Source organism: Comamonas resistens (assembly GCF_030064165.1).
GTDB classification, from domain to species: domain Bacteria; phylum Pseudomonadota; class Gammaproteobacteria; order Burkholderiales; family Burkholderiaceae_C; genus Comamonas; species Comamonas resistens.
Map to the genome: position 1 here is coordinate 2,970,186 of NZ_CP125947.1, position 18,917 is coordinate 2,989,102.

The window sequence follows — 18,917 nt, forward strand, 5'->3', positions numbered from 1 at the left end:
GTTCGATTCCCCAGCCGGGAAACCGGTCATGGCTATGTCTTGCATCTCTAGTCGCGCCGCCTTTTTGAACACGACTTGCGCAAGCGCAAGTCCCATTGAATTTTCGGTTTGGCAGTCCTTCAGCGAATGCCGGTGGAACTACAGACTTTTAATCTCGTGGTCGCGGGTTCGAATCCCGCCAGCAGTTGAAAAGCTGTTGTAGCTCAGCCTGGTAGAGCACGATGTTTCACCAACCCTTGTCGCTGCAGGGCCGCCATCAATGCCATGAACAACGAGGAGATCAATATGTCCGAACAGAATTACCAACTGCTGGAAGTCGCCGGCGGCGTGCCCGTCAAGATGTGGACCAAGGGCGTGCCCGTAGAGGCCGAGGCCCAGCAACAACTGGCCAACGCCGCGCGCCTGCCCATTGTTTTCAAACATATCGCCGCCATGCCCGATGTGCACCTGGGCATAGGTGCCACCATCGGCTCGGTGATTCCCACGGTCAAGGCCATCATCCCCGCTGCCGTCGGCGTGGACATCGGCTGCGGCATGATGGCCGCCAAGACCACGCTGCGAGCCGAAGACCTGCCCGACAGCCTGGCCACGCTGCGCTCGGCCATCGAGAAAGCCGTGCCCCACGGCTCGGCACCCAAAAGCCGGGGCCGTGATCCTGGCGCCTGGGAGAACCCTCCCGACCTGGTGGACCAGAAATGGGCCACGCTGGCGGACGAATTCGACGCGCTGTGCGAGCTGCACCCACGCCTGGAAAAGACCAATAACCGCAAGCACCTGGGAACCCTGGGAACCGGCAATCACTTTGTGGAAGTGTGCCTGGATGAGGTCGGCTTTGTCTGGTTCATGCTGCACTCGGGCTCGCGCGGAGTGGGCAATGCCATCGGCAATCATTTCATCGAACTGGCCAAGAAGGATGCCGAGCTGCACCAGCGCAATCTGCCCGACCAGGATCTGGCCTACTTCGAAGAGGGAGCCCGCTACTTTGGCGACTATGTGCGCGCCGTGTCCTGGGCGCAAAAGTTCGCCATGAGCAACCGCGAAGTGATGATGGCCAACCTGATCGCCACCGTGCGCCAGCTGATTGCCAAACCTTTCGAGGCCCATGTGGAGGCCGTGAACTGCCACCACAACTATGTGCAGAAGGAGCATCACTTTGGCGAGGACGTGTTCGTCACCCGCAAGGGTGCCGTGAGCGCCAGACGCGGCGAGATGGGCATCATCCCCGGCAGCATGGGCGCGCGCAGCTATATCGTGCGCGGCCTGGGCAACCCCGAGAGCTTTGAAAGCTGCAGCCACGGCGCAGGCCGTGTGATGAGCCGCACCAAGGCCAAGAAGCTGTACTCGGTAGCCGACCAGATCAAGGCCACCGAAGGCGTGGAATGCCGCAAGGACGAAGGCGTGATCGACGAGATTCCCATGGCCTACAAGGACATAGACGCCGTCATGGCCGCCCAGAAGGACCTAGTGGAAGTGGTCCATACCCTCAAGCAGGTGATCTGCGTCAAGGGTTAGCAAATGCAGCGGGAGCATGAGTTCTCGCTGCTTGTCAAAGAACGAGAACCATCATGCAAACCGTTGAGCGAGAATTCAAACTCAAAGAGAGCGTGCTGAGCGCGCACCCGGTATCCGATGCCATGCGCAGCGCCGTTCAGGCCCAGCTTGAGGCACTCGAGCAGAAGCACGATGTGACGGTGCTGTTTGCCTGCGAGTCAGGCAGCCGCGGCTGGGGCTTTGCCTCGCCCGACAGCGACTATGACGTGCGCTTTGTCTATGTGCACCGTCTGCCCTGGTATCTGCGCACACGCTCAGGCCGCGACGTGATAGAGCTGCCGGTGAGTGCCGAGCTGGACGTGAGCGGCTGGGAACTGCGCAAGGCGCTGCAGCTGATGCAGGCCTCCAACCCGGTGCTGCTGGAATGGCTGCGCTCACCCGTGGTCTATTGCAGCGTAGCGGCCTGGGTACCGCGCCTGCGCGAGCTGGCGCTGCAGAGCTTTTCACCGGTGCGCGGCTATCACCATTACCTGTCCATGGCGCGCAAGACCATGAAAAACCATCTGCGCGCGGACAGCGAAGTCGTGAAGTACAAAAAATACTTTTACGCACTCCGCCCCTTGCTGGCCGCGCGCTGGATACGCGAGCTCGGCGGCGTGCCGCCCATGCGCTTTGCCGAGCTGGCGACCGCGCTGCTGCATGATGCCGACCTGCTGGCCGAGCTCAACGCCCTGCTGGCGGTCAAGATGCGCGCCGGCGAAGCGGCCACCAGCGCACCCTGGCCTCGCATACAAGCCTTTCTGCAGGCCGAGCTGGCCCTGGCCGAGCAATATGCGCCGCAGGCCAAGCCGCTGAGCGCCGAGCTTGTACAAGCCACCGATGCTTTTTTGCTCGATGCCGTAGCGCATTTCAACACTCAATAATCAAGAACAAGAGGAAAAGAACAATGATGGAAATCGACGGCTCCCAGGGCGAAGGCGGTGGCCAGATACTGCGCAGCGCATTGGCCCTGTCCATGTGCACGGGCCAGGCTTTCAAGCTGACCCGCATCCGCGCCGGCCGCGCCAAGCCCGGACTCATGCGCCAGCATCTGACCTGCGTGAATGCAGCCGCCGAAATCAGCGGCGCACAGGTAGACGGTGCAGAGCTGAACTCACAGTCGCTGCAGTTCACGCCCGGCGTCGTGCGCGCGGGCAGCTATGCCTTCAATGTAGCTTCGGCCGGTAGCTGCACGCTGGTATTTCAGACCATCTGGCCCGCTCTGATGCTCGCTGCGGGTGAAAGCCGCGTGCAGCTCAAGGGCGGCACGCACAACCCAATGGCTCCGCCATTCCATTTTCTGGAACGCAGCTACGCGCCACTGCTGCGCCGCCTGGGCGCGCCCGTGCAACTGGCACTGCAGCGCCATGGCTTCTACCCGGCTGGTGGCGGAGAGTTCGAGGCCGTGATCGGCGGCGCCAGCGAGACCTTGATGCCATTTGACCTCAATGAGCGCGGAGGCCTGCTGGAACAATATGCAGACTGCCTGGCTCCCGCCCTGCCTTCGTCAATTGCAAGGCGCGAGCTGAACAAGCTCGGAACCATGATGGGTTGGCAACCCGAGCAACTGCGCAATGCCGGCGTGCGCCAGAACGAAGGCCCGGGCAACGCCCTACTGGGTACGCTGGTGCACGAACATGTGACCGAGGTCTTCACCGAATTTGGCGAAAAGGGCGTGACGGCCGAAGCCGTGGCCACCCAGCTGGCACGCGATATGCGCAAATACAAGCTCAGCCAGGGCGCGCTGGGCCCGCATCTGGCCGACCAATGGGCGCTGCCGCTGGCGCTGGCCGTGCACCTGCGCCAGCAGCCCGCCAGTTATAGCTGCACGGAGCTGACACCCCATGCTTTGAGCAACTTCGAGGTCATCCAGCACTTTCTGCCTGTGAGCATCCGCACCGAGCCGCTGGGCAATGCCCACCAGGTGCTGCTCACACCAGCCTAGCCAGCTCCATCAGGGCCTGCCCCACATCGCCAGCGTACTTGAAGTCCAGCAGCTCGTCGGCACGAGTTCTGCCCTGATTGACGGCCACCAGGCTCTTTTCCTGCCCTGCGGCGGCCAGCGCGAAGCGGTAGCCCGAATACACCATCAGCGAGGAGCCCGCGATCAGCACGCCGTCGCAGCGCGCCACGGCATCCAGGCCGGCCTGCACGCGCTCGCGCGGCACGCTCTCGCCGAAGAACACCACATCGGGCTTGAGCAGACCCGTACCGCAATGCGGGCAGGCCGGCACCTCGAAACCGTCGAAATCCTGGTGTTCCAGGTCCGCGTCTCCGTCGGGCGCTGGCGCCGCGTACAGGCGAGCCCACAACGGGTTGCGCTCCAGCAGGCACTGCTGCAGATGGGCACGCGCATGGCGCTGACCGCAGTCCATGCAGCGCACGGTGTCGATGCGGCCGTGCAGATCCAGCGTCTGCTGGTTGCCGGCCGCGCTGTGCAACCCGTCCACATTCTGTGTCAGCAGCAGCTCGATGCAGCCTTTTTGCTCCAGCAGGGCCAGGGCCTTGTGGGCCGTGCCGGGCTGGGCCTGGCCCATGACGCGCCAGCCCAGCATGCTGCGCGCCCAGTAGCGTTTTCTGACCTGCTCGTCACCCATGAAGGCCTGAAAGGTCACGGGCTGGGGGCGCTTCCAGGCGCCGTCCTCGTCGCGGTAATCGGGAATGCCGACCTCGGTGCTACAGCCAGCGCCCGTGATCACCAACAGACGCTTGCGCGCTAGGCCCCAGTCCAGCCAGCGCTGGCGGGTATTGATCGAGGTATCGAGCATGGCGGTTTCCATGAGAGTTCCTGGCATGTTCAGAGCAGTGGCGAGCATAGCCGCGCCGCCGAGCTGAACAGCCGTCGGCCCAGACCTTTTTCGCTCTTGTAGGAGACCTGGTGGGATTGCCGCAGATCGCTCAGGAACTGGCGGGCCAGATGCCGGTTCAGCTCGGGGCCGTAGCCGATCAGACAGACCTCGAAATTGAGAAAGAAGCTGCGGTAGTCGAAATTGGCAGTGCCGATGATGGCAATGTTCTCGTCCACCACCAGGGTCTTGGAGTGCAGCATGCGGGCTTCGTACTCGTAGACACGCACGCCGCTGCGGATCAGCTCATCAAAATAGGAGCGCGCAGCGCCCGTCACCAGTGCCGAATCAGACTTTTTGGGCACAAGAATCTGCACATCCACGCCACGCAACGAGGCATTGGTGAGCGCTGCCAGCGCGGCCTCGGTGGGCACAAAATACGGCGTGGTCAGCCAGATTCGCTGCTCGGCCGCATTGATGGCCGCCAGATGGGCACGGTAAATGGCATGCAGTCCGCTATCCGGCCCCGAAGTGATGACCTGCATGGGAATGTCGCCTTCGGGCATGTCTGGCAACAGCGCTTCCATATCCACATCGACCGCAAGCTGAGCCGGCTCTTTCTCCAGCGCATAGGCCCAATCCTCCATGAAAACCGTCTGCAGCCAGTTCACGATGGGGCCTTGCACATGCAAATGCACGTCGTGGTAGGCATCGCTGCGGATGCGCTCATTTTCCTCATCGGTGACGTTGACGCCCCCCGTGAAGCCCACCAGTCCGTCGCAGACCAGTATCTTGCGGTGGGTACGAAAATTGATCACAGGCCGCAGGCGCCGGCCGATCCTGGTGTCGTGAAAGCGCGCCACCTGGGCACCGGCGTCCAGCAGGGGCTGCAGAAACTTGCGCCCCAGCTTCTTGGAGCCCAGGGCGTCTATCAGCAACCGCACCGTCACGCCGGCTCGGGCCTTTTCCACCAGCAGATCACGCAACGCCGTACCGGTCTGGTCCGGCTCGTAGATGTAGTACTCCAGATGCACATGATGGCGGGCGGCCCGCACCGCCTCGGCAATGGCATCGAAAGTGGCGGCGCCGCCCGTCAGCAGGCGCATGCCGGTGGCGCTGCTGACCGGAAAATCGCTGGTCGCTGCCACCAGCCGTGCCACCTGATGCAGCCGCTGATCCCCGTCCAGCATGCGCTCACGCAGCCTCTGCATGCTGGCCCTCACCTTGGAGCGCTTGCGCGAGCGCAGCCGCTTGATGCGCTGGCGCTTCAGCCGCTGGGGCCCGAAAAAATAATAGATCGCCAGGCCCAGACCGGGCAGCGCCGCCATGGACAGCAGCCAGCTCAGCGTGGCAACCGGCGCACTGCGCTGCAGCAAAATCCAGATGCTGACCACGACCACATACAACGACCAGCCAATGGACAGCCACCACTTCACACCGTCGTGGCTGATCTGGGAAGCTATCCAATCCAATTGAAAACTCCTCGAATGGTGCAGTGCACCTATTCTCTCCCGAGCCGGCACATTGCACGAGTTCACGCATCCGCCAGTCGAAAAGATATTTTTTGTATGCATTTTCTCAAAAAAGCATACATTAATGATCATGACTTCCGATCTTATCCAAACCCTGTCCATGGCGCGCAAGGCTGCCCACATCACCCAGGCCGAGCTGGCCCAGCGCGCAGGCCTGTCGCGCATGGCCGTGCAGCGTACCGAAACCGGCGATGTGGACCCGCGCTTTTCCACGCTGCAGGAGATGGCGCGTGTGCTCGACATGGACCTGATTGCCGTGCCCACGGCCCTGCGTGCGCAGCTCCAGGCCTTCATACAGTCGGGCGGCAAGTTCCTGGCCCAGCCCCAGGGAGCCGATGCACCGCCCTCCATCGTCGACAAGCTTTAAGCCACCGTCACCACCATGACCACCGCCATCCGCTATCTGCGTCTGTACATGCACCGCCCCGCGGCCCAGGGTGGCGGGCGGCGCGGCATAGGCTATCTGTCCCAGTATGGCGACATATTGCGCATCTCGTTCGACGAGGACTACATAGCGGACAGCGAGCGCCCCACTCTTTCTCTGAGCTATACGGGCGAAACCGAGGCCGCGACGCGGCAGATCCTGGCGTCGGCACGCGATGCGCGCCTGGTGCGCACCGATGGCCGCTGGCCCGTGTACTTCCAGAACCTGCTGCCCGAAGGCCACAACCGCGAGCGACTGGCGGCCGAGCGCGGCTGCGCGCCCGACGACGAATTCGAGCTGCTGGCTGCCGCCGGCCACGACCTGATGGGCGCACTGGAGGTGGAACCCATGCCGCCGCAAGCCGGCATACCCGACACCGTGCGCTACTGGCACACCACGCAGGGGCTGGACGTGCTGGAGCCGGGCTTTGTGGAGTTTCCCGTGGCCGACGCGGCCTCCCTGCCCGGCGTGGTCACCAAGTTCAGCGCCGTGCACAACGGCCGGCGCTACACCGTTCACCGCCAGGGCCAGGCCGGCAGCACCATCCTCAAGCTGCCCACCAGCCGCCACCCCGATCTGGTGGTCAACGAATACATGGGCTACCAGCTGTGCGAAGCCCTGGGCTTGCACTGCGCCCGGGCCAGCATCTTGAACCGCACCGAGGCCGAGCTGCCCGAGCAGGTGCCGTTCGACACCATCCTGGCCGTGGCGCGCTTCGACCACCTGCCGGGCGGCGAGCGTGTCCATATGGAGGAATTCAACCAGGTGCTGGGCTATGCGCCGCGCCAGAAATACGGCCGCAACCATGGCACCGAGCCGCTGCGCGACTGGGCCACCATGCTGCGCGTGCTCAACCGGCTAAGCCCCGAGCCCGTGCAGGACACGCGCGAGTTCCTGGCCCGCATGCTGGCCTTCATGCTCATGGGCAATACCGATGCCCACCTGAAGAACTGGGCCCTGATCTACCCCGACGGCCGCCATCCGCGGCTGGCACCTGTCTACGATCCGGTCTGCGTGGCCGCTTTCTTCGCCGATGCGCCGCCCGGCCAGTATGCGGTCAACCGCGCCATCGACGAGCGACTGCGCCACCTTGACTGGGACGGGTTGCGCGCCCTGATGCAGGCCGGCGGGCTGTTGCGCATTCCGCGCCATATCAGCCTGCTCAAGGACCTGCTGCGCCAGGCCCAGGCGCTGTGGCCGGCGCTGCTCAAGGACGCACCGGCCAACATGGCTGCCGCCATCAGCGAGCGCCTGCAGGGCGGCATGGCGCTGACGCGCTAGCGCCGTGCCACTGCCGAGTACGGCTTATCCCGGCAAAGCTTCGCAGACCAGGCGTTGCTCGCCCAGGCCATCGGCGCCCAGACGCATCACATCGCCAGGCTTGAGGAATACCGGCGCGGGCTTCTGTCCCAGGCCCACGCCTGCCGGCGTGCCGGTCAGCACCACGTCCCCTGGCTCCAGCGTCATGAACTGGCTGATATACGAAATGAGCGTGGGCAGGCTGAAAATGAAGTTGGCCGTATTGCCGTTCTGCATGCGCTTGCCGTTGACTTCCAACCACAGGCCCACGCGATGCGGATCGGTAATTTCGTCGGCCGTCACCAGCCAGGGGCCCAACGGCGCAAACGTGTCATGGCTCTTGCCCTTGGTCCAGGTGCCGCCACGCTCCAATTGCCAGCCGCGCTCGGACACATCGTTGGCCAGCAGATAGCCGGCCACGTGCGACAAGGCCTGCGCCTCGGTCACGCGCCGCACGCGGCTGCCGATGACCACGCCCAGCTCCACCTCCCAGTCGACCTTGTCCGCGCCCGGCATCATCTGCACAGCATCGTTCGGGCCGCAGATCGCCGTCACGGCCTTCATGAAGAGCACGGGCTCGGCCGGCGCGGGCAGTCCCGCCTCGGCCGCGTGGTCGGCATAGTTGAGGCCCGCACAGACCAGCTTGCCCACCTGCGCCACAGGGCAGCCCAGGCGTGGCGTTCCGTCAACCTTGGGCAGACGGCTCCAGTCCGTATGCCGTATGCGCTCCAGCGCATCGGGGCCCAGTTGCCCCGGTACCCAATCAGGCACCAGGGACGATGCATCACGCAGCACGCCATCGGCGTCCAGCACGCCCGGGCGTTCCGCACCCGCGCTGCCATAGCGAAGCAGTTTCACGATGTTTGTCTCCTCATGAATCGGTCAGGTTCGTCGTCGCTTGCCCACATCATGCAACATCGAACAGGCGGCCCCAGCCCTTGACGGCGGAAGGATCGCGCCCGGCCGCGCGCAGCATGCCCCAGACCGTGGTGCTCACGGTATCGAGCAGCGGCACGCCCCAACGGCGCTCCACCTCTTCGGCCAGGTGCGCAGCGCGCAAATTGGTGCAGTAAGTCACGACGGCGTCAGGTTTGCCTTCTTCGATCACGTTGCCGATGAGTTGCAGCAGTTGCTCGGGCTCCACCAGCGCAAAGCTGTGGTTGACCGAGATGTCCAGATGGCGCTCTGCCGTGGTCTCGACGCCTGCGACGCGGTAGTTGTTCACGATGCATTGCTGCACGTCCGCCGTGTACGGGCTGACGATGGCCAGCTTCTTCACGGAGAGCTTTTCCATCAGTTCATTGAGTGCCAGGATGGCCGTCGTGGCCTTGATGCCGGTGCGCTCGGTAATACGCTCGCACAGCCGCATATCGGTCTCAAAGCCGCGCCAGCCTGCGGCCGTGCCACTCCAGCCGATCACGTCCACCTTGGCATCGGCCAGCAGCTCGGCGGCGGCCAGGATCTTGCTGTCGTCGAACTGGTTCAGTGCCCCCTCGGCCAGCGAAATCTCAGTCACCGTGAAGCGCGAAAAGTGGGCCGAGCAGTTGCCGGCACTGGCAGCCAGCGCGCTGGTCAGAGGCTCCAGCGCGGTGTTGGAAGAAGGCGTGAGCACGCCCAGGCATGTCGTAGTTGCAGTCATCTTGCTTGTCTCCGTTGTATGGCCAACCGGCAAACCGGTTGGCCGGCATTGTTCACCTCGCCCAACAAAACGTCAACAATATTGTTGACAATAAATCAAATTCCAATCGCTCAAAGTTATCCGACAAAAAAATCTTCACTGCGTCACCGCCTTTCGCCTCACAGCATATTTCAGAGAAAATTCCCAAATAGGTGTTTACGATATTGTTGACAACATTGTCGACATTTAGATTTCAACCTCACATCGAACAACCAACCAACCGATGGAGCGAGACCCGAGATGCAAAACCCCACCACACTTGCCGTGCCACAGGCGGCGGCAGCGCCGACCAAGGTGCGCTGGAAGATCTTCCTGATGATGCTTTTCCTGATCGCAGTCAATTACATTGACCGCGCATCGCTGTCCGTGGCCATGCCCATGATCGCCAAGGAGTTCGATCTCAGCCCTGCCGTTCAGGGCCTGCTGATGAGTTCCTTCTTCTGGACCTATGCCTTCATGCAGATTCCCGGCGGCATGCTGGCCGACCGTTTCGGCCCACGCGTGGTCATCGTCTGCTCCACCCTGGGTTGGGGCTTCTTCCAGGCCATCGCCGCAGCTTGCACCGGCTGGGTGTCGCTGCTGATCACCCGTCTGGGTCTGGGCGCCTCCGAGGCCCCCATCTACCCCGCAGGCGGCAAGCTCAACGGCATCTGGATGACCCAAAACGAACGCGGCCGCGGCGCCACACTGCTGGACGGTGGCGCACCTCTGGGTGCCGCCCTGGGTGCGCTGATCATCGCCGGCCTGCTGACCCACTTCGACTCCTGGCGTGTGTCCTTCGTCGTCGCGGGCGTTGGCACCATGATCGCGGGTGTCTTTGCCTGGTGGTATATCCGCAACCATCCCCGTGAGCACGCCGGTGTCAATGAAGCCGAAGCTGCCTTCATCGAGGAAGCACATGCCGCCGACCTTGCCGCCGAGCCCGCCCATGCCAGCGGCAAGGTGATGGACTTCTTCAAGTACCGCTCGGTATGGGGCATGTTCTTCGGCTGGATGTGCTTCAACGCGCTGTTCTATGGCCTGCTGACCTGGATGCCCACCTACCTTTCCAAGGTGCATGACATGGACATCAAGCAGATGGGCGGCGCCGTGTTCATCATGTTCTTCTCCGGCTTCGTCGGCGAGATGGTCGGCGGCTGGATTGCCGACAAGTGGAAGGCTGCGGGCGCTTCGCAAGCCAAGGTGCTGCGCACGCTGTTCGGTATCGCCTCAATCATCGCCACCATCGCCATCTACAACGTGGCCCGCTTCAAGGACCCCGTGACCATCGTGATCCTGCTGTCGGTAACGCTGTTCTTCCTGCGCTGGTGCGGTCTGTTCTGGTGCGTTCCTTCGATTCTGGGCACCCGCAAGCGCGTCGGCTTCCTGGGTGGCGTCATGAACCTGGGCGGCAACTTCGCCGGCATCGGCGTACCCATTCTGGTGGGCGTGATCGTGCAGGCCACCGGCTCCTATGACATGGCCATGATGCTCTTCGCTGCTGCGGGCGCAGGCCTCTTCGTCTGCTCGTCGATCCTGATCGACTACAGCAAGAAGATCCCGGTCTAAGTACCGCCCCGCCTCGTCTGGACACTTTGATGGAGAACCCCATGCCTTTGCCCACACGCCGAGCCGTGGCCCTGACCTGCGCCACGGCCATCGCCTCAACCCTGAGCGCATATGCCGCCACACCAGCCAGCCGCAACTCCGTCGCCGTCCAGGCGAGTCCCGATTTCCCTGCGGCCGCCCCCGAGTCCGTAGGCGTGGATTCACGCCCTCTGGTGCAGTTGTCCGAGATGATCCGCAAGGAAAACCTCGACGTGCGCAGCTTTCTCGTCGTCAAGGACGGCAAGCTGATCTATGAGCGCTACAGCCAGGGCCTGACGCGCAACCACAACTACGAGCTGTACTCCATCACCAAGAACGTGACGGCCCTGGCCGCCGGCGTTCTGGTGGACGAGGGCCGCAGCAAGCTCGACGAGAAAGTGGCGCCCATCCTGGCCAAGGCCCGCCCCGACCTCCAGGACGCCTTCTCCGACAAGCAATCCATCGAACTGCGGCATGTGCTGTCCATGTCCACGGGCCTGGTCTACAACTTCAAGCCCACCGACGACCCCATCTACTACGGCGCCCCCGACCGCCTCAAGCTGGCGGCCGAAACTACTCCCAAGGTAGCGCCCGGCACGACCTTCGACTACACCGACGTCAACCCCATCCTGGCCAGCGCCACACTGGGAGCCGACGCCGGTATGCCACTGCAGGACTTTGCGAAGGAGAGACTCTTCAAGCCCATGGGCATGAGCCATTACGCCTGGGAGCGGGCTGACGACAAAGGCCTGGTCTCCTCCGGCTGGGGGCTGCGCCTGCGCGCCGTGGACATGGCCAAGCTAGGCCAGTTGGTGCTGACCGGCGGCCGCTGGGACGGCAAGCAGATCGTCTCCCAGGCCTGGGTCCGCACCATGACCGCGCCCGCCTCGGCGCCATGGTATGGCTATTACTGGTGGATCAACGACATCGTCGCCACCGAGCCCGAAACCCACGCCATGGGCTTCAAGGGCCAGTTCATTGTGATATTGCCCGAGCGCAATGCCGTGGTGGTCATGACCAGCATGCTGCCCATCGAAGGCGGCCTGCGCGAATCCCGGAACGTGCTGGCCATCCGCCGCATGGTCAATGACTACGTGCTGCCTGCGCTGAGCAACCAGGCCCATGCCAAACCCACGCCCGCCCGCCACAAGGCGTTGGCGCGCGAACTCAAACTCGCATCACAACACCAGGGCCAGTCCGGAGCACCGGCAGACCCTACCGACACCCCGAAACTCTGATATTCAGCATGAAATCCAGCGAATTTGATCTCGTAGTGCGCAATGCGCGCGTTGCCACCGCCAGCGACATCTTTGAATCCGATATAGCCATCCGCGACGGCAAGATTGTCCAACTGGGCACCAACCTGCCCGCCGGCGCCCGCGAATATGACGCTGCCGGCCGCGTGGTCACGCCCGGCGGCATCGACGCCCACTGCCACCTGGACCAGCCCATGGAACCGCCGGTGCGCATGGCCGACGACTTCGACAGCGGCACGCGCGCCGCGGCCTGCGGCGGCACCACCACCGTGATTCCGTTCGCGGCCCAGGCCAAGGGCCAGTCGCTGCGCGCGGCCGTGGAGGACTACCACCGCCGCGCCGACGGCAAGGCCCACGTGGACTATGGTTTCCACATGATCGTCAGCGACCCCACACCCGAAGTTCTGGAGAAGGAACTGCCCCAGTTGATCCGCGAAGGCTATACCTCCTTCAAGATCTACATGACCTATGACGATCTGAAGCTCAACGACGGCCAGATCCTCGACGTGCTGGACGTGGCGCGCAAGTACGACGCCACCGCCATGATCCATGCCGAGAACGCCGACTGCATCCAGTGGCTGACCAAGCGCCTGGAAGCCAGCGGCCGCTCCGCTCCGCGCTACCATGCGGTCTCTCGCCCCATGCTGGTGGAACGCGAAGCCACCCACCGCGCCATTGCCCTGTCCGAGTTGGCCGACGTGCCCATTCTCATCGTCCACGTGTCGGGCCGCGAGGCTGTCGAGCAGATCCGCTGGGCCCGCTCCCACGGCATGAACATCATGGCCGAGACCTGCCCGCAATACCTGTTCCTCAGCGCCGAGGATCTGGGCATAGACGACAGTTACCAGGGCGCCAAGTGCGTGTGCAGCCCACCGCCGCGCGATCAGGCCAACCAGGAAGTGATCTGGAACGGGCTGAACGACGGCCTGTTCACCGTGTTCTCCTCGGACCATGCGCCGTTCAACTACGACTCACCCGAAGGCAAGAAACCCAATGGCGAGGAGGTGTCCTTTGGTCACATTCCCAACGGTATTCCTGGCATCGAGACCCGCCTGTCGCTGCTCTACACGCATGGTGTGCTGACGGGCCGCATGACACTCAACCGCTTCGTGGAGCTGACCTCCACCAACCCGGCCAAGGTCTACGGCCTGCATCCGCGCAAGGGCAGCATCGCCATCGGCGCCGATGCCGACCTCGTGGTCTGGCAGGAAGGCGAACGCGCCATCAGCAACCGCGATCTGCACCACAACGTGGACTACACGCCCTATGAAGGCCAGCAGCTCAAGGCCTGGCCCTGCCTCACCCTGTCTGCGGGACAAGTAGTCTGGGACGGCGAGCAATTCCACGCCCGCGCCGGCAGCGGCCGCTTCCTGCAGCGCGGCGCGCCCACACTGCTGCCCAAGCGCCACCAGGCCCGGTTCTGAAACTCCCGCACGAACACACCATGAAACTGCTCATCATCAACCCCAATATCTCCGAGAGCGTGACCGCGCTCATCGAGAAAGAGGCCAGGCTGGCCGCCGCGCCGGGCACGGAGATCACCATGATGACCGCGCCCATGGGCGTGGCCTATATCGAGACGCGTTTCGAGGCCATGATCGCAGCCTATGCCGTGGCCGAGCTGGCCGCCAAACATGCGCACCAGCATGACGCCGTCATCCTTGCGGCCTTTGGCGATCCCGGCCTCGAAGGCCTGCGCGAGGCGCTGGACATCCCCGTGCTGGGCATGACCGAGTCCGCGCTCATGAGTGCCTGCATGCTGGGCAAACGCTTTTCCATCGTCGCCATCTCCAGGCGCATCACGGCCTGGTACCGCGACATGGTGGAGCGCAATGGCCTGATTGACCGCCTGGCCAGCATCCGCTGCCTGGACGAGCCGCTACGCGACATTGGCAGCGTTCAGGACGACCATGCAGCGCGCCTGCAGTCCCTGTGCGAAGCCGCCGTTCATGATGACGGCGCCGATGTGCTGATCATCGCCGGCGCGCCGCTGGCGGGCCTGGCCCGCTCCATCAAGCACCAGTTGCCGGTGCCTGCGGTTGACGGCGTCTCCAGCGCCGTCAACCATGCGCAAAGCCTGGTCTCGCTGGCTCCCGCGCCGGCCCGGGCCGGCAGCTTCGCCAAGCCGCCACGCAAGGACTTCAAGAACCTTCCTCCAGGGCTGACTCAGCTCCTGAGCAAGCTGCCGTAAGGCTTGAAAAGAAGCCTCATACTGAGCGTCTATCGGGAGGCTTGCCAGCCGATACTAGAATTCACCCACATGTCGACAAAAACGGCTTTTAAAGTGAACAATCGAAACAGCGCCTCCCGCTCCGAAATCACCGTAGATGAAATGGCTTCGCGCATTGCGACTGCCATCCATGAACATCGTTTGCTACCGGGCACCAAGCTGGGAGAAGACAGGCTGGCCAGCATCTTCAACACCAGCCGCGCCCGGGTTCGTGAGGTTCTGGCCCGCATGGCCCGCGAGCAGATGGTGGAACTCTTTCCCCAACGCGGTGCTTTTGTCGCCAAGCCGAGCATTGATCAGGCCTTGGATGTGTTTGAAGCGCGCCGCCTGATCGAACCCGGCGTGGTACAGCGTCTGGTCAAACATGTCGACAATACCAAGATTCGCAGGCTCCAGGCCCACCTCAAGGCCGAGCGAGACGCTAGAAAAAATGCGGACAAGCGCGCTACCGTCCGCCTGTCAGGAGAGTTCCACGTGCTGCTGGCCGAGCTTGCGGGCAACTCTGCACTGCTTCGCAGCATGCGTGAGCTGTCAACGCTGACCTGCCTGACCATTTCTCTCTACGAGTCGGCCGTCAATACCTGCTGCCTAGTGGACGAACATGAAGCCGTTGTCAACGCCATCATTGCAGGCAACAGCGAGCAGGCCGAACAATTGATGCTCAAGCACCTTGATCACATTCAGGGCAGCCTGCGTCTGGAGGCCGATGCAGACGGAACAGATCTCGAAGAAATTCTGGGCGACATCTAGGCAGTCACTTTTTGATACGGCCCTGGCTTGCGCCATCTGCGCAACAGATACCCCTGTCTCCACTGAAGATGGCTTGGCCGCACGGAATATCTATCTGCAGGGTTAGCATGAGCGGCACTGCCCGATCACCCGACATCCGCCCCCGGGGCACTTATGAGCACCACCCCTGCCCCAACCGCCATCTCACGCCCTCGGCCACGCGATCTGCGCGAGCTTTTCTGGTCGCTGACCTTTCTGGCCTTGCAGGGCTTTGGCGGCGTACTGGCCGTGGTCCAGCGCGAGTTGGTGGAAAAGCGCCGGTGGTTGAGCAACGAAGAATTCATCGAGGACTGGGCCGTGGCGCAGATCATGCCCGGCCCCAATGTGGTGAATCTGTCCATCATGCTGGGCGAGCGCTATTTCGGCTGGCGTGGCGCCATCGTTGGACTGTGCGGCATGCTGGCTTTCCCCATGCTGGTCGTCATCAGCCTCACCCTGATCTATACCCAGTTTTCGGATAGCCCGGCCGTGGCTGGGGCCCTGCGTGGCATGGGCGCAGTGGCCGCCGGACTGGTGGCAGGCATGGGCCTCAAGCTCGCAAGCACCTTGCGCCATCACCCCTTGGGGCGCTGGTACTGCGCCGGCCTGGCCATTGCGGCCTTTGCCCTGGTCGCCGTGCTGCGCATGCCGTTGTTCTGGGCCCTGCTGCTGGTTGGTGGTAGCGGCTGTCTGCTGACCTACCGAAGGCTGGCCGCATGAATACGCTGGTGATCCAGATGCAGGCAATGGACTGGCTGCACCTGCTGAGCTATTTTCTCTCGCTCTCTTTGATGGCCGTTGGCGGTGCCATTGCCACCGCCCCCGACATGCACCGTTTTCTGGTCGGTGGCAACCACTGGCTGACCGATACCCAGTTCACCAGCTCCATCGCCATTGCCCAGGCCGCACCCGGGCCCAATGTGTTGTTCATCGCCTTGCTGGGCTGGAATGTCGGGCTGAACGCTGGTGGTGGCAGCGGCGCGGTGGCCTGGTCGCTTGGCGCGCTGGGCGTGGCGGTCTGCATGATTGGCATCCTGCTGCCCAGCTCCCTGCTGACCTGGCAGGCTTCACGCTGGGGCCAGCGCAACCGCGACAAGCGCGGCGTGCGCGCCTTCAAGCAGGGTATGGCGCCCTTGGTCATTGGCCTGCTGCTGGCCACAGGCTGGCTGCTGGGCAGCGCCAGCGGCAACCCGGCCCGGGACTGGCGGGTATGGCTGCTGAGCTTGGCTTGCACCTTGCTGGTGTGGCGCACCCGCATACACCTGCTGTGGTTGCTGGCTGGCGGCGCACTGCTGGGAGCTCTGGGCTGGATCTAGGCATTCGCGCACTCCATACGGCGCACTCGACAAGCGCCACGGCTAGGGTATAAAAACACCCTCTTGTTCAAGGAGAGCCCCATGTCCGAGACACCTCTGGATCCCGTAGGCGAACATGTTCGCGACCTGCTCATCACCCGGCTGATTCCGGCCAGCGCCCACACGCTTTACCGTTGCTGGACCGAGCCCGAGCTGCTCAAGCAATGGTTTGTACCCCGTCCCTGGAGCATTGCCAAAGCCGATCTCGATGTACGGCCGGGCGGCCACAACCTCATCGTCATGCGCGATCCAGACGGCAAGGAATACCCCAATCAGGGTGTCTATCTGGAGGTGGAGGCCGACAGGCGTCTGGTGTTCACCGATGCCTACAGCGCCGGCTGGATTCCATCCGAAAAGCCGTTCATGACGGCCATCATCAGCTTTGAACCCGAGGCCGGGCAAACACGTTACACGGCACGCGCCCGCCACTGGAGCGAAGAAGCACGCCAGCAGCATATCGCCATGGGATTCGAGACCGGCTGGAACCTGTGCGCCGATCAGCTGCAAGAACTGGCGGCCACACTGCAGTCGTGACAACCTGGGCAAATCGCAATCATATTAATAGCTGCCAGCGCTTTCCCACAAAAGGCTGCGCAGCATTCAAAGCTGCAATAGCTGTGGCAGGGCAATGGCGGAGGCTTGTGGAATCAGGCAATCTGCAACGGAATCCAGCTCGCTGGCATGGGGGTTGACGACCACCACCCTGGCTCCAGTTCTATGGGCCAGCTGAGCCAGGCCCGCCGCGGGGTAGACGGCACCCGAGGTCCCCACGACCAGCATCAGATCGCAGTGACTGGCGGCCTCCTCGGCCTCGGCCCAGATGCCTGCGGGCAGCATTTCGCCAAACCAGACCACGGCCGGGCGCAGCATATTGCCGCAAGCGGGGCAAAACGGCGGTTCTCCGGCAGAGGTGCGCTCCAGATCGCATTCGGCGCAGCGGCGATTGAGCCAGCGGTTTTTCATCAGCTCTCCATGCAGGCACAGCACGCCCTGACTGCCGGCCCTCTAGTGCAGGCCGTCCACGTTCTGGGTGACCAGCGTCATGCGCCGGGGATGCATCGCTGCCCATTGCGCCAGGGCCCTATGCCCTGCATTGGGCTGAACCTGGGCCAGACGCTCACGCCGATGCTGGTACCAGCGCCAGACATGGGCCGGATCACGGCGGTAGCCCGCCTCGCTGGCCATCTCTTCGGGCTTGAACTGCGACCAGTAGCCTGATTCATCATCCCTGAACGTGGGAATGCCTGACTCGGCACTCACACCCGCGCCCGTCAGCACGCATACCCGACGGGCCTGTGCCACCCACTCTCCTGCCTGTGCAATCCGCTCTTTGTGCTCCATCAATTGCCGCCTGCCATCATTGGCTGTCAAGGTTTATCGGTAGCGCCCATCACCCGGGCCTCGCTGTCAGTCCACACTTTTTTCGCAATGACCGGAGCTGGCTTGAGGCAGAGCATGCCAAAGGCCGGGCAGACCAGCCTGCGGAAAAGTCTATAGGTGGACCCGCCATAAAAAAGGCGCCTCCTGCCTGGGCAGTTGCGCCTTGTGAACCAGATCCAAAGATCAGGCCTTGGCAGCCAGACGCTGACGCAGCGCTTCGTACAGGCACACGCCGCTGGCCACCGACACGTTCAGGCTTTCCACCGCGCCCTGCATGGGGATGCTGACCAGCTCGTCACAGGTCTTGCGAGTCAGCTGGCGCATGCCATCGCCTTCGGCGCCCAGCACCAGGGCCGTAGGGCCTGTCAGGTCCATTTGATAGAGGTGCTTGTCCGCATCGCCGCTGGTGCCGATGACCCAGATATTGCGTTCCTGCAATTCCTTCAAGGTCCGCGCCAGATTGGTGACCATGAAGTAAGGCACGGTCTCGGCAGCGCCGCTGGCCACCTTGGCCACGGTGGCATTGATGCCGGCCGCATGGTCCTTGGGGGCAATCACCGCATGCACGCCAGCACCATCGGCCACGCGCAGGCAGGCACCCAGGTTGTGGGGATCTGTCACACCGTCCAGCACCAGCAGCAACGGCGCCTTGACGCCCTCGGCTTCCAGATCATCCAGCAATTCGTCCAGCGTGCGCGTGTCCTTGACTTCCTCGACCCGCGCGGCCACGCCCTGATGGCCGTGAGAACCGGCAAGCTTGGCAATGCGCATGGCATCGGCCTCGATCAGGCGCACCCCTGCTTCCTTGGCGCGCTCCAGAAACTGGCGCATGCGCGCATCGCGGCGCGAAGCTTCGAAATAGACTTCGATGATGGACTGGGGGGCGGTTTTCAGACGCACGCCGACGGCGTGAAAGCCGAAAAGAACTTTGGGGGACGACATGGGGCGACATTATCCCGGCCTTTTGCCTTGCCTTGCTGTACCTGGGGCCATGTCTGGGCCCACGGCTGTGTTTTTGCCAAGCCGCTAAACTGCCGGCTCTTCGGGTGGAGCCATCGGGCCAGAGCTAGATCAGCTTTGGCGCCTGTCAGCACAGGCCTTCCCAGATGCAGC

At 63.3% G+C, this 18,917-nt stretch carries 18 protein-coding genes and 1 pseudogene; 13 read left to right on the forward strand and 6 right to left on the reverse strand.

Translation table 11 applies throughout. The annotated features are described in order from the left end of the window. Positions 1-285 precede the first annotated feature (285 nt). From QMY55_RS13835 to rtcA, 3 genes are read left to right on the forward strand one after another with little or no spacing between them, the layout of a single operon-like run. Positions 286-1,512: an RtcB family protein gene (locus QMY55_RS13835; protein ID WP_283484780.1), complete on the forward strand. Its 1,227-nt coding sequence runs from the start codon at positions 286-288 to the stop codon at positions 1,510-1,512. A 53-nt stretch (positions 1,513-1,565) separates the two neighbouring features. Continuing rightward, complete coding sequence (locus tag QMY55_RS13840) at positions 1,566-2,414, forward strand: nucleotidyltransferase domain-containing protein (protein ID WP_283484781.1); 849 nt, start codon at positions 1,566-1,568, stop codon at positions 2,412-2,414. A 23-nt stretch (positions 2,415-2,437) separates the two neighbouring features. Beyond that, on the forward strand, positions 2,438-3,475 hold the full coding sequence (gene rtcA / locus QMY55_RS13845; protein WP_283484782.1) for an RNA 3'-terminal phosphate cyclase: 1,038 nt from the start codon (positions 2,438-2,440) through the stop codon (positions 3,473-3,475). Here the strand turns inward: rtcA and QMY55_RS13850 are convergent. Both QMY55_RS13850 and cls read right to left on the reverse strand, forming a co-directional pair. Further along, positions 3,462-4,298, reverse strand: a complete 837-nt coding sequence (locus QMY55_RS13850) for an NAD-dependent protein deacetylase (RefSeq protein WP_283488959.1) — start codon at positions 4,296-4,298, stop codon at positions 3,462-3,464. The two genes, rtcA and QMY55_RS13850, sit on opposite strands and share 14 nt — an antisense overlap. Positions 4,299-4,327: 29 nt before the next feature. Then, positions 4,328-5,788 (reverse strand): cardiolipin synthase, encoded by a 1,461-nt coding sequence (gene cls, locus QMY55_RS13855; protein WP_283484783.1) that lies wholly within the window; start codon positions 5,786-5,788, stop codon positions 4,328-4,330. Positions 5,789-5,918: 130 nt separating this feature from the next. Here cls and QMY55_RS13860 point away from each other — a divergent pair, with 130 nt between their 5' ends. Together QMY55_RS13860 and QMY55_RS13865 are read left to right on the forward strand one after the other, a co-directional pair. Then, entirely contained in the window at positions 5,919-6,215 is a 297-nt protein-coding gene (locus QMY55_RS13860; RefSeq protein WP_283484784.1) for a helix-turn-helix transcriptional regulator, read from the forward strand. 15 nt (positions 6,216-6,230) lie between these two features. Then, the gene (locus tag QMY55_RS13865) at positions 6,231-7,553 is read left to right on the forward strand and encodes a type II toxin-antitoxin system HipA family toxin (RefSeq protein ID WP_283484785.1); all 1,323 of its coding nucleotides are present in this window, start codon (positions 6,231-6,233) and stop codon (positions 7,551-7,553) included. A 24-nt stretch (positions 7,554-7,577) separates the two neighbouring features. On the opposite strand, the gene QMY55_RS13870 is transcribed toward QMY55_RS13865, so the two are convergent. Then, on the reverse strand, positions 7,578-8,429 hold the full coding sequence (locus tag QMY55_RS13870; protein WP_283484786.1) for a fumarylacetoacetate hydrolase family protein: 852 nt from the start codon (positions 8,427-8,429) through the stop codon (positions 7,578-7,580). A 49-nt stretch (positions 8,430-8,478) separates the two neighbouring features. Then, complete coding sequence (locus tag QMY55_RS13875) at positions 8,479-9,210, reverse strand: maleate cis-trans isomerase family protein (RefSeq protein WP_283484787.1); 732 nt, start codon at positions 9,208-9,210, stop codon at positions 8,479-8,481. A 279-nt stretch (positions 9,211-9,489) separates the two neighbouring features. Here QMY55_RS13875 and QMY55_RS13880 point away from each other — a divergent pair, with 279 nt between their 5' ends. The 8 genes from QMY55_RS13880 to QMY55_RS13915 all read left to right on the forward strand — a co-directional run bounded on the left by QMY55_RS13880 (position 9,490) and on the right by QMY55_RS13915 (position 16,958). Next, positions 9,490-10,797, forward strand: a complete 1,308-nt coding sequence (locus QMY55_RS13880) for an MFS transporter (RefSeq protein WP_283484788.1) — start codon at positions 9,490-9,492, stop codon at positions 10,795-10,797. 29 nt (positions 10,798-10,826) lie between these two features. Beyond that, a complete protein-coding gene (locus QMY55_RS13885; RefSeq protein ID WP_407650511.1) occupies positions 10,827-12,053 on the forward strand; it encodes a serine hydrolase domain-containing protein in 1,227 nt (408 codons plus the stop codon). Between the two features lie 8 nt (positions 12,054-12,061). Next, positions 12,062-13,495: a dihydropyrimidinase gene (gene hydA / locus QMY55_RS13890; protein ID WP_283484790.1), complete on the forward strand. Its 1,434-nt coding sequence runs from the start codon at positions 12,062-12,064 to the stop codon at positions 13,493-13,495. Positions 13,496-13,515: 20 nt separating this feature from the next. Continuing rightward, entirely contained in the window at positions 13,516-14,262 is a 747-nt protein-coding gene (locus tag QMY55_RS13895) for an aspartate/glutamate racemase family protein (protein WP_283484791.1), read from the forward strand. A gap of 141 nt (positions 14,263-14,403) precedes the next feature. Further along, positions 14,404-15,051: a GntR family transcriptional regulator gene (locus QMY55_RS13900; RefSeq protein WP_283488960.1), complete on the forward strand. Its 648-nt coding sequence runs from the start codon at positions 14,404-14,406 to the stop codon at positions 15,049-15,051. 153 nt (positions 15,052-15,204) lie between these two features. Beyond that, complete coding sequence (locus QMY55_RS13905) at positions 15,205-15,789, forward strand: chromate transporter (RefSeq protein WP_283484792.1); 585 nt, start codon at positions 15,205-15,207, stop codon at positions 15,787-15,789. Further along, positions 15,786-16,385, forward strand: coding sequence for a chromate transporter (locus QMY55_RS13910; RefSeq protein WP_283484793.1), 600 nt, complete (start codon positions 15,786-15,788; stop codon positions 16,383-16,385). Before QMY55_RS13905 ends, QMY55_RS13910 begins: the two co-directional genes overlap by 4 nt. 81 nt (positions 16,386-16,466) lie before the next feature. Continuing rightward, entirely contained in the window at positions 16,467-16,958 is a 492-nt protein-coding gene (locus tag QMY55_RS13915; RefSeq protein ID WP_283484794.1) for an SRPBCC family protein, read from the forward strand. A gap of 66 nt (positions 16,959-17,024) precedes the next feature. On the opposite strand, the pseudogene QMY55_RS13920 reads toward QMY55_RS13915, so the two are convergent. Both QMY55_RS13920 and rlmB read right to left on the reverse strand, forming a co-directional pair. After that, a pseudogene (locus QMY55_RS13920) lies at positions 17,025-17,765 on the reverse strand (SIR2 family NAD-dependent protein deacylase). A gap of 222 nt (positions 17,766-17,987) precedes the next feature. After that, positions 17,988-18,746: a 23S rRNA (guanosine(2251)-2'-O)-methyltransferase RlmB gene (gene rlmB / locus QMY55_RS13925; protein WP_283484796.1), complete on the reverse strand. Its 759-nt coding sequence runs from the start codon at positions 18,744-18,746 to the stop codon at positions 17,988-17,990. Between the last annotated feature and the right edge of the window lie 171 nt (positions 18,747-18,917).

Excerpts from the sequence above, each read along its gene's own strand:
- QMY55_RS13895 (WP_283484791.1), top strand. The coding sequence starts at position 13,516 with ATGAAACTGCTCATCATCAACCCCAATATCTCCGAGAGCGTGACCGCG.
- QMY55_RS13915 (WP_283484794.1), top strand. The coding sequence starts at position 16,467 with ATGTCCGAGACACCTCTGGATCCCGTAGGCGAACATGTTCGCGACCTG.
- QMY55_RS13840 (WP_283484781.1), top strand. The coding sequence starts at position 1,566 with ATGCAAACCGTTGAGCGAGAATTCAAACTCAAAGAGAGCGTGCTGAGC.
- QMY55_RS13910 (WP_283484793.1), top strand. The coding sequence starts at position 15,786 with ATGAATACGCTGGTGATCCAGATGCAGGCAATGGACTGGCTGCACCTG.
- QMY55_RS13900 (WP_283488960.1), top strand. The coding sequence starts at position 14,404 with ATGGCTTCGCGCATTGCGACTGCCATCCATGAACATCGTTTGCTACCG.
- QMY55_RS13865 (WP_283484785.1), top strand. The coding sequence starts at position 6,231 with ATGACCACCGCCATCCGCTATCTGCGTCTGTACATGCACCGCCCCGCG.
- QMY55_RS13880 (WP_283484788.1), top strand. The coding sequence starts at position 9,490 with ATGCAAAACCCCACCACACTTGCCGTGCCACAGGCGGCGGCAGCGCCG.
- rlmB (WP_283484796.1), bottom strand. The coding sequence starts at position 18,746 with ATGTCGTCCCCCAAAGTTCTTTTCGGCTTTCACGCCGTCGGCGTGCGT.
- QMY55_RS13860 (WP_283484784.1), top strand. The coding sequence starts at position 5,919 with ATGACTTCCGATCTTATCCAAACCCTGTCCATGGCGCGCAAGGCTGCC.
- QMY55_RS13850 (WP_283488959.1), bottom strand. The coding sequence starts at position 4,298 with ATGCTCGATACCTCGATCAATACCCGCCAGCGCTGGCTGGACTGGGGC.
- hydA (WP_283484790.1), top strand. The coding sequence starts at position 12,062 with ATGAAATCCAGCGAATTTGATCTCGTAGTGCGCAATGCGCGCGTTGCC.
- QMY55_RS13905 (WP_283484792.1), top strand. The coding sequence starts at position 15,205 with ATGAGCACCACCCCTGCCCCAACCGCCATCTCACGCCCTCGGCCACGC.
- QMY55_RS13875 (WP_283484787.1), bottom strand. The coding sequence starts at position 9,210 with ATGACTGCAACTACGACATGCCTGGGCGTGCTCACGCCTTCTTCCAAC.
- rtcA (WP_283484782.1), top strand. The coding sequence starts at position 2,438 with ATGATGGAAATCGACGGCTCCCAGGGCGAAGGCGGTGGCCAGATACTG.
- QMY55_RS13885 (WP_407650511.1), top strand. The coding sequence starts at position 10,827 with ATGGAGAACCCCATGCCTTTGCCCACACGCCGAGCCGTGGCCCTGACC.
- QMY55_RS13835 (WP_283484780.1), top strand. The coding sequence starts at position 286 with ATGTCCGAACAGAATTACCAACTGCTGGAAGTCGCCGGCGGCGTGCCC.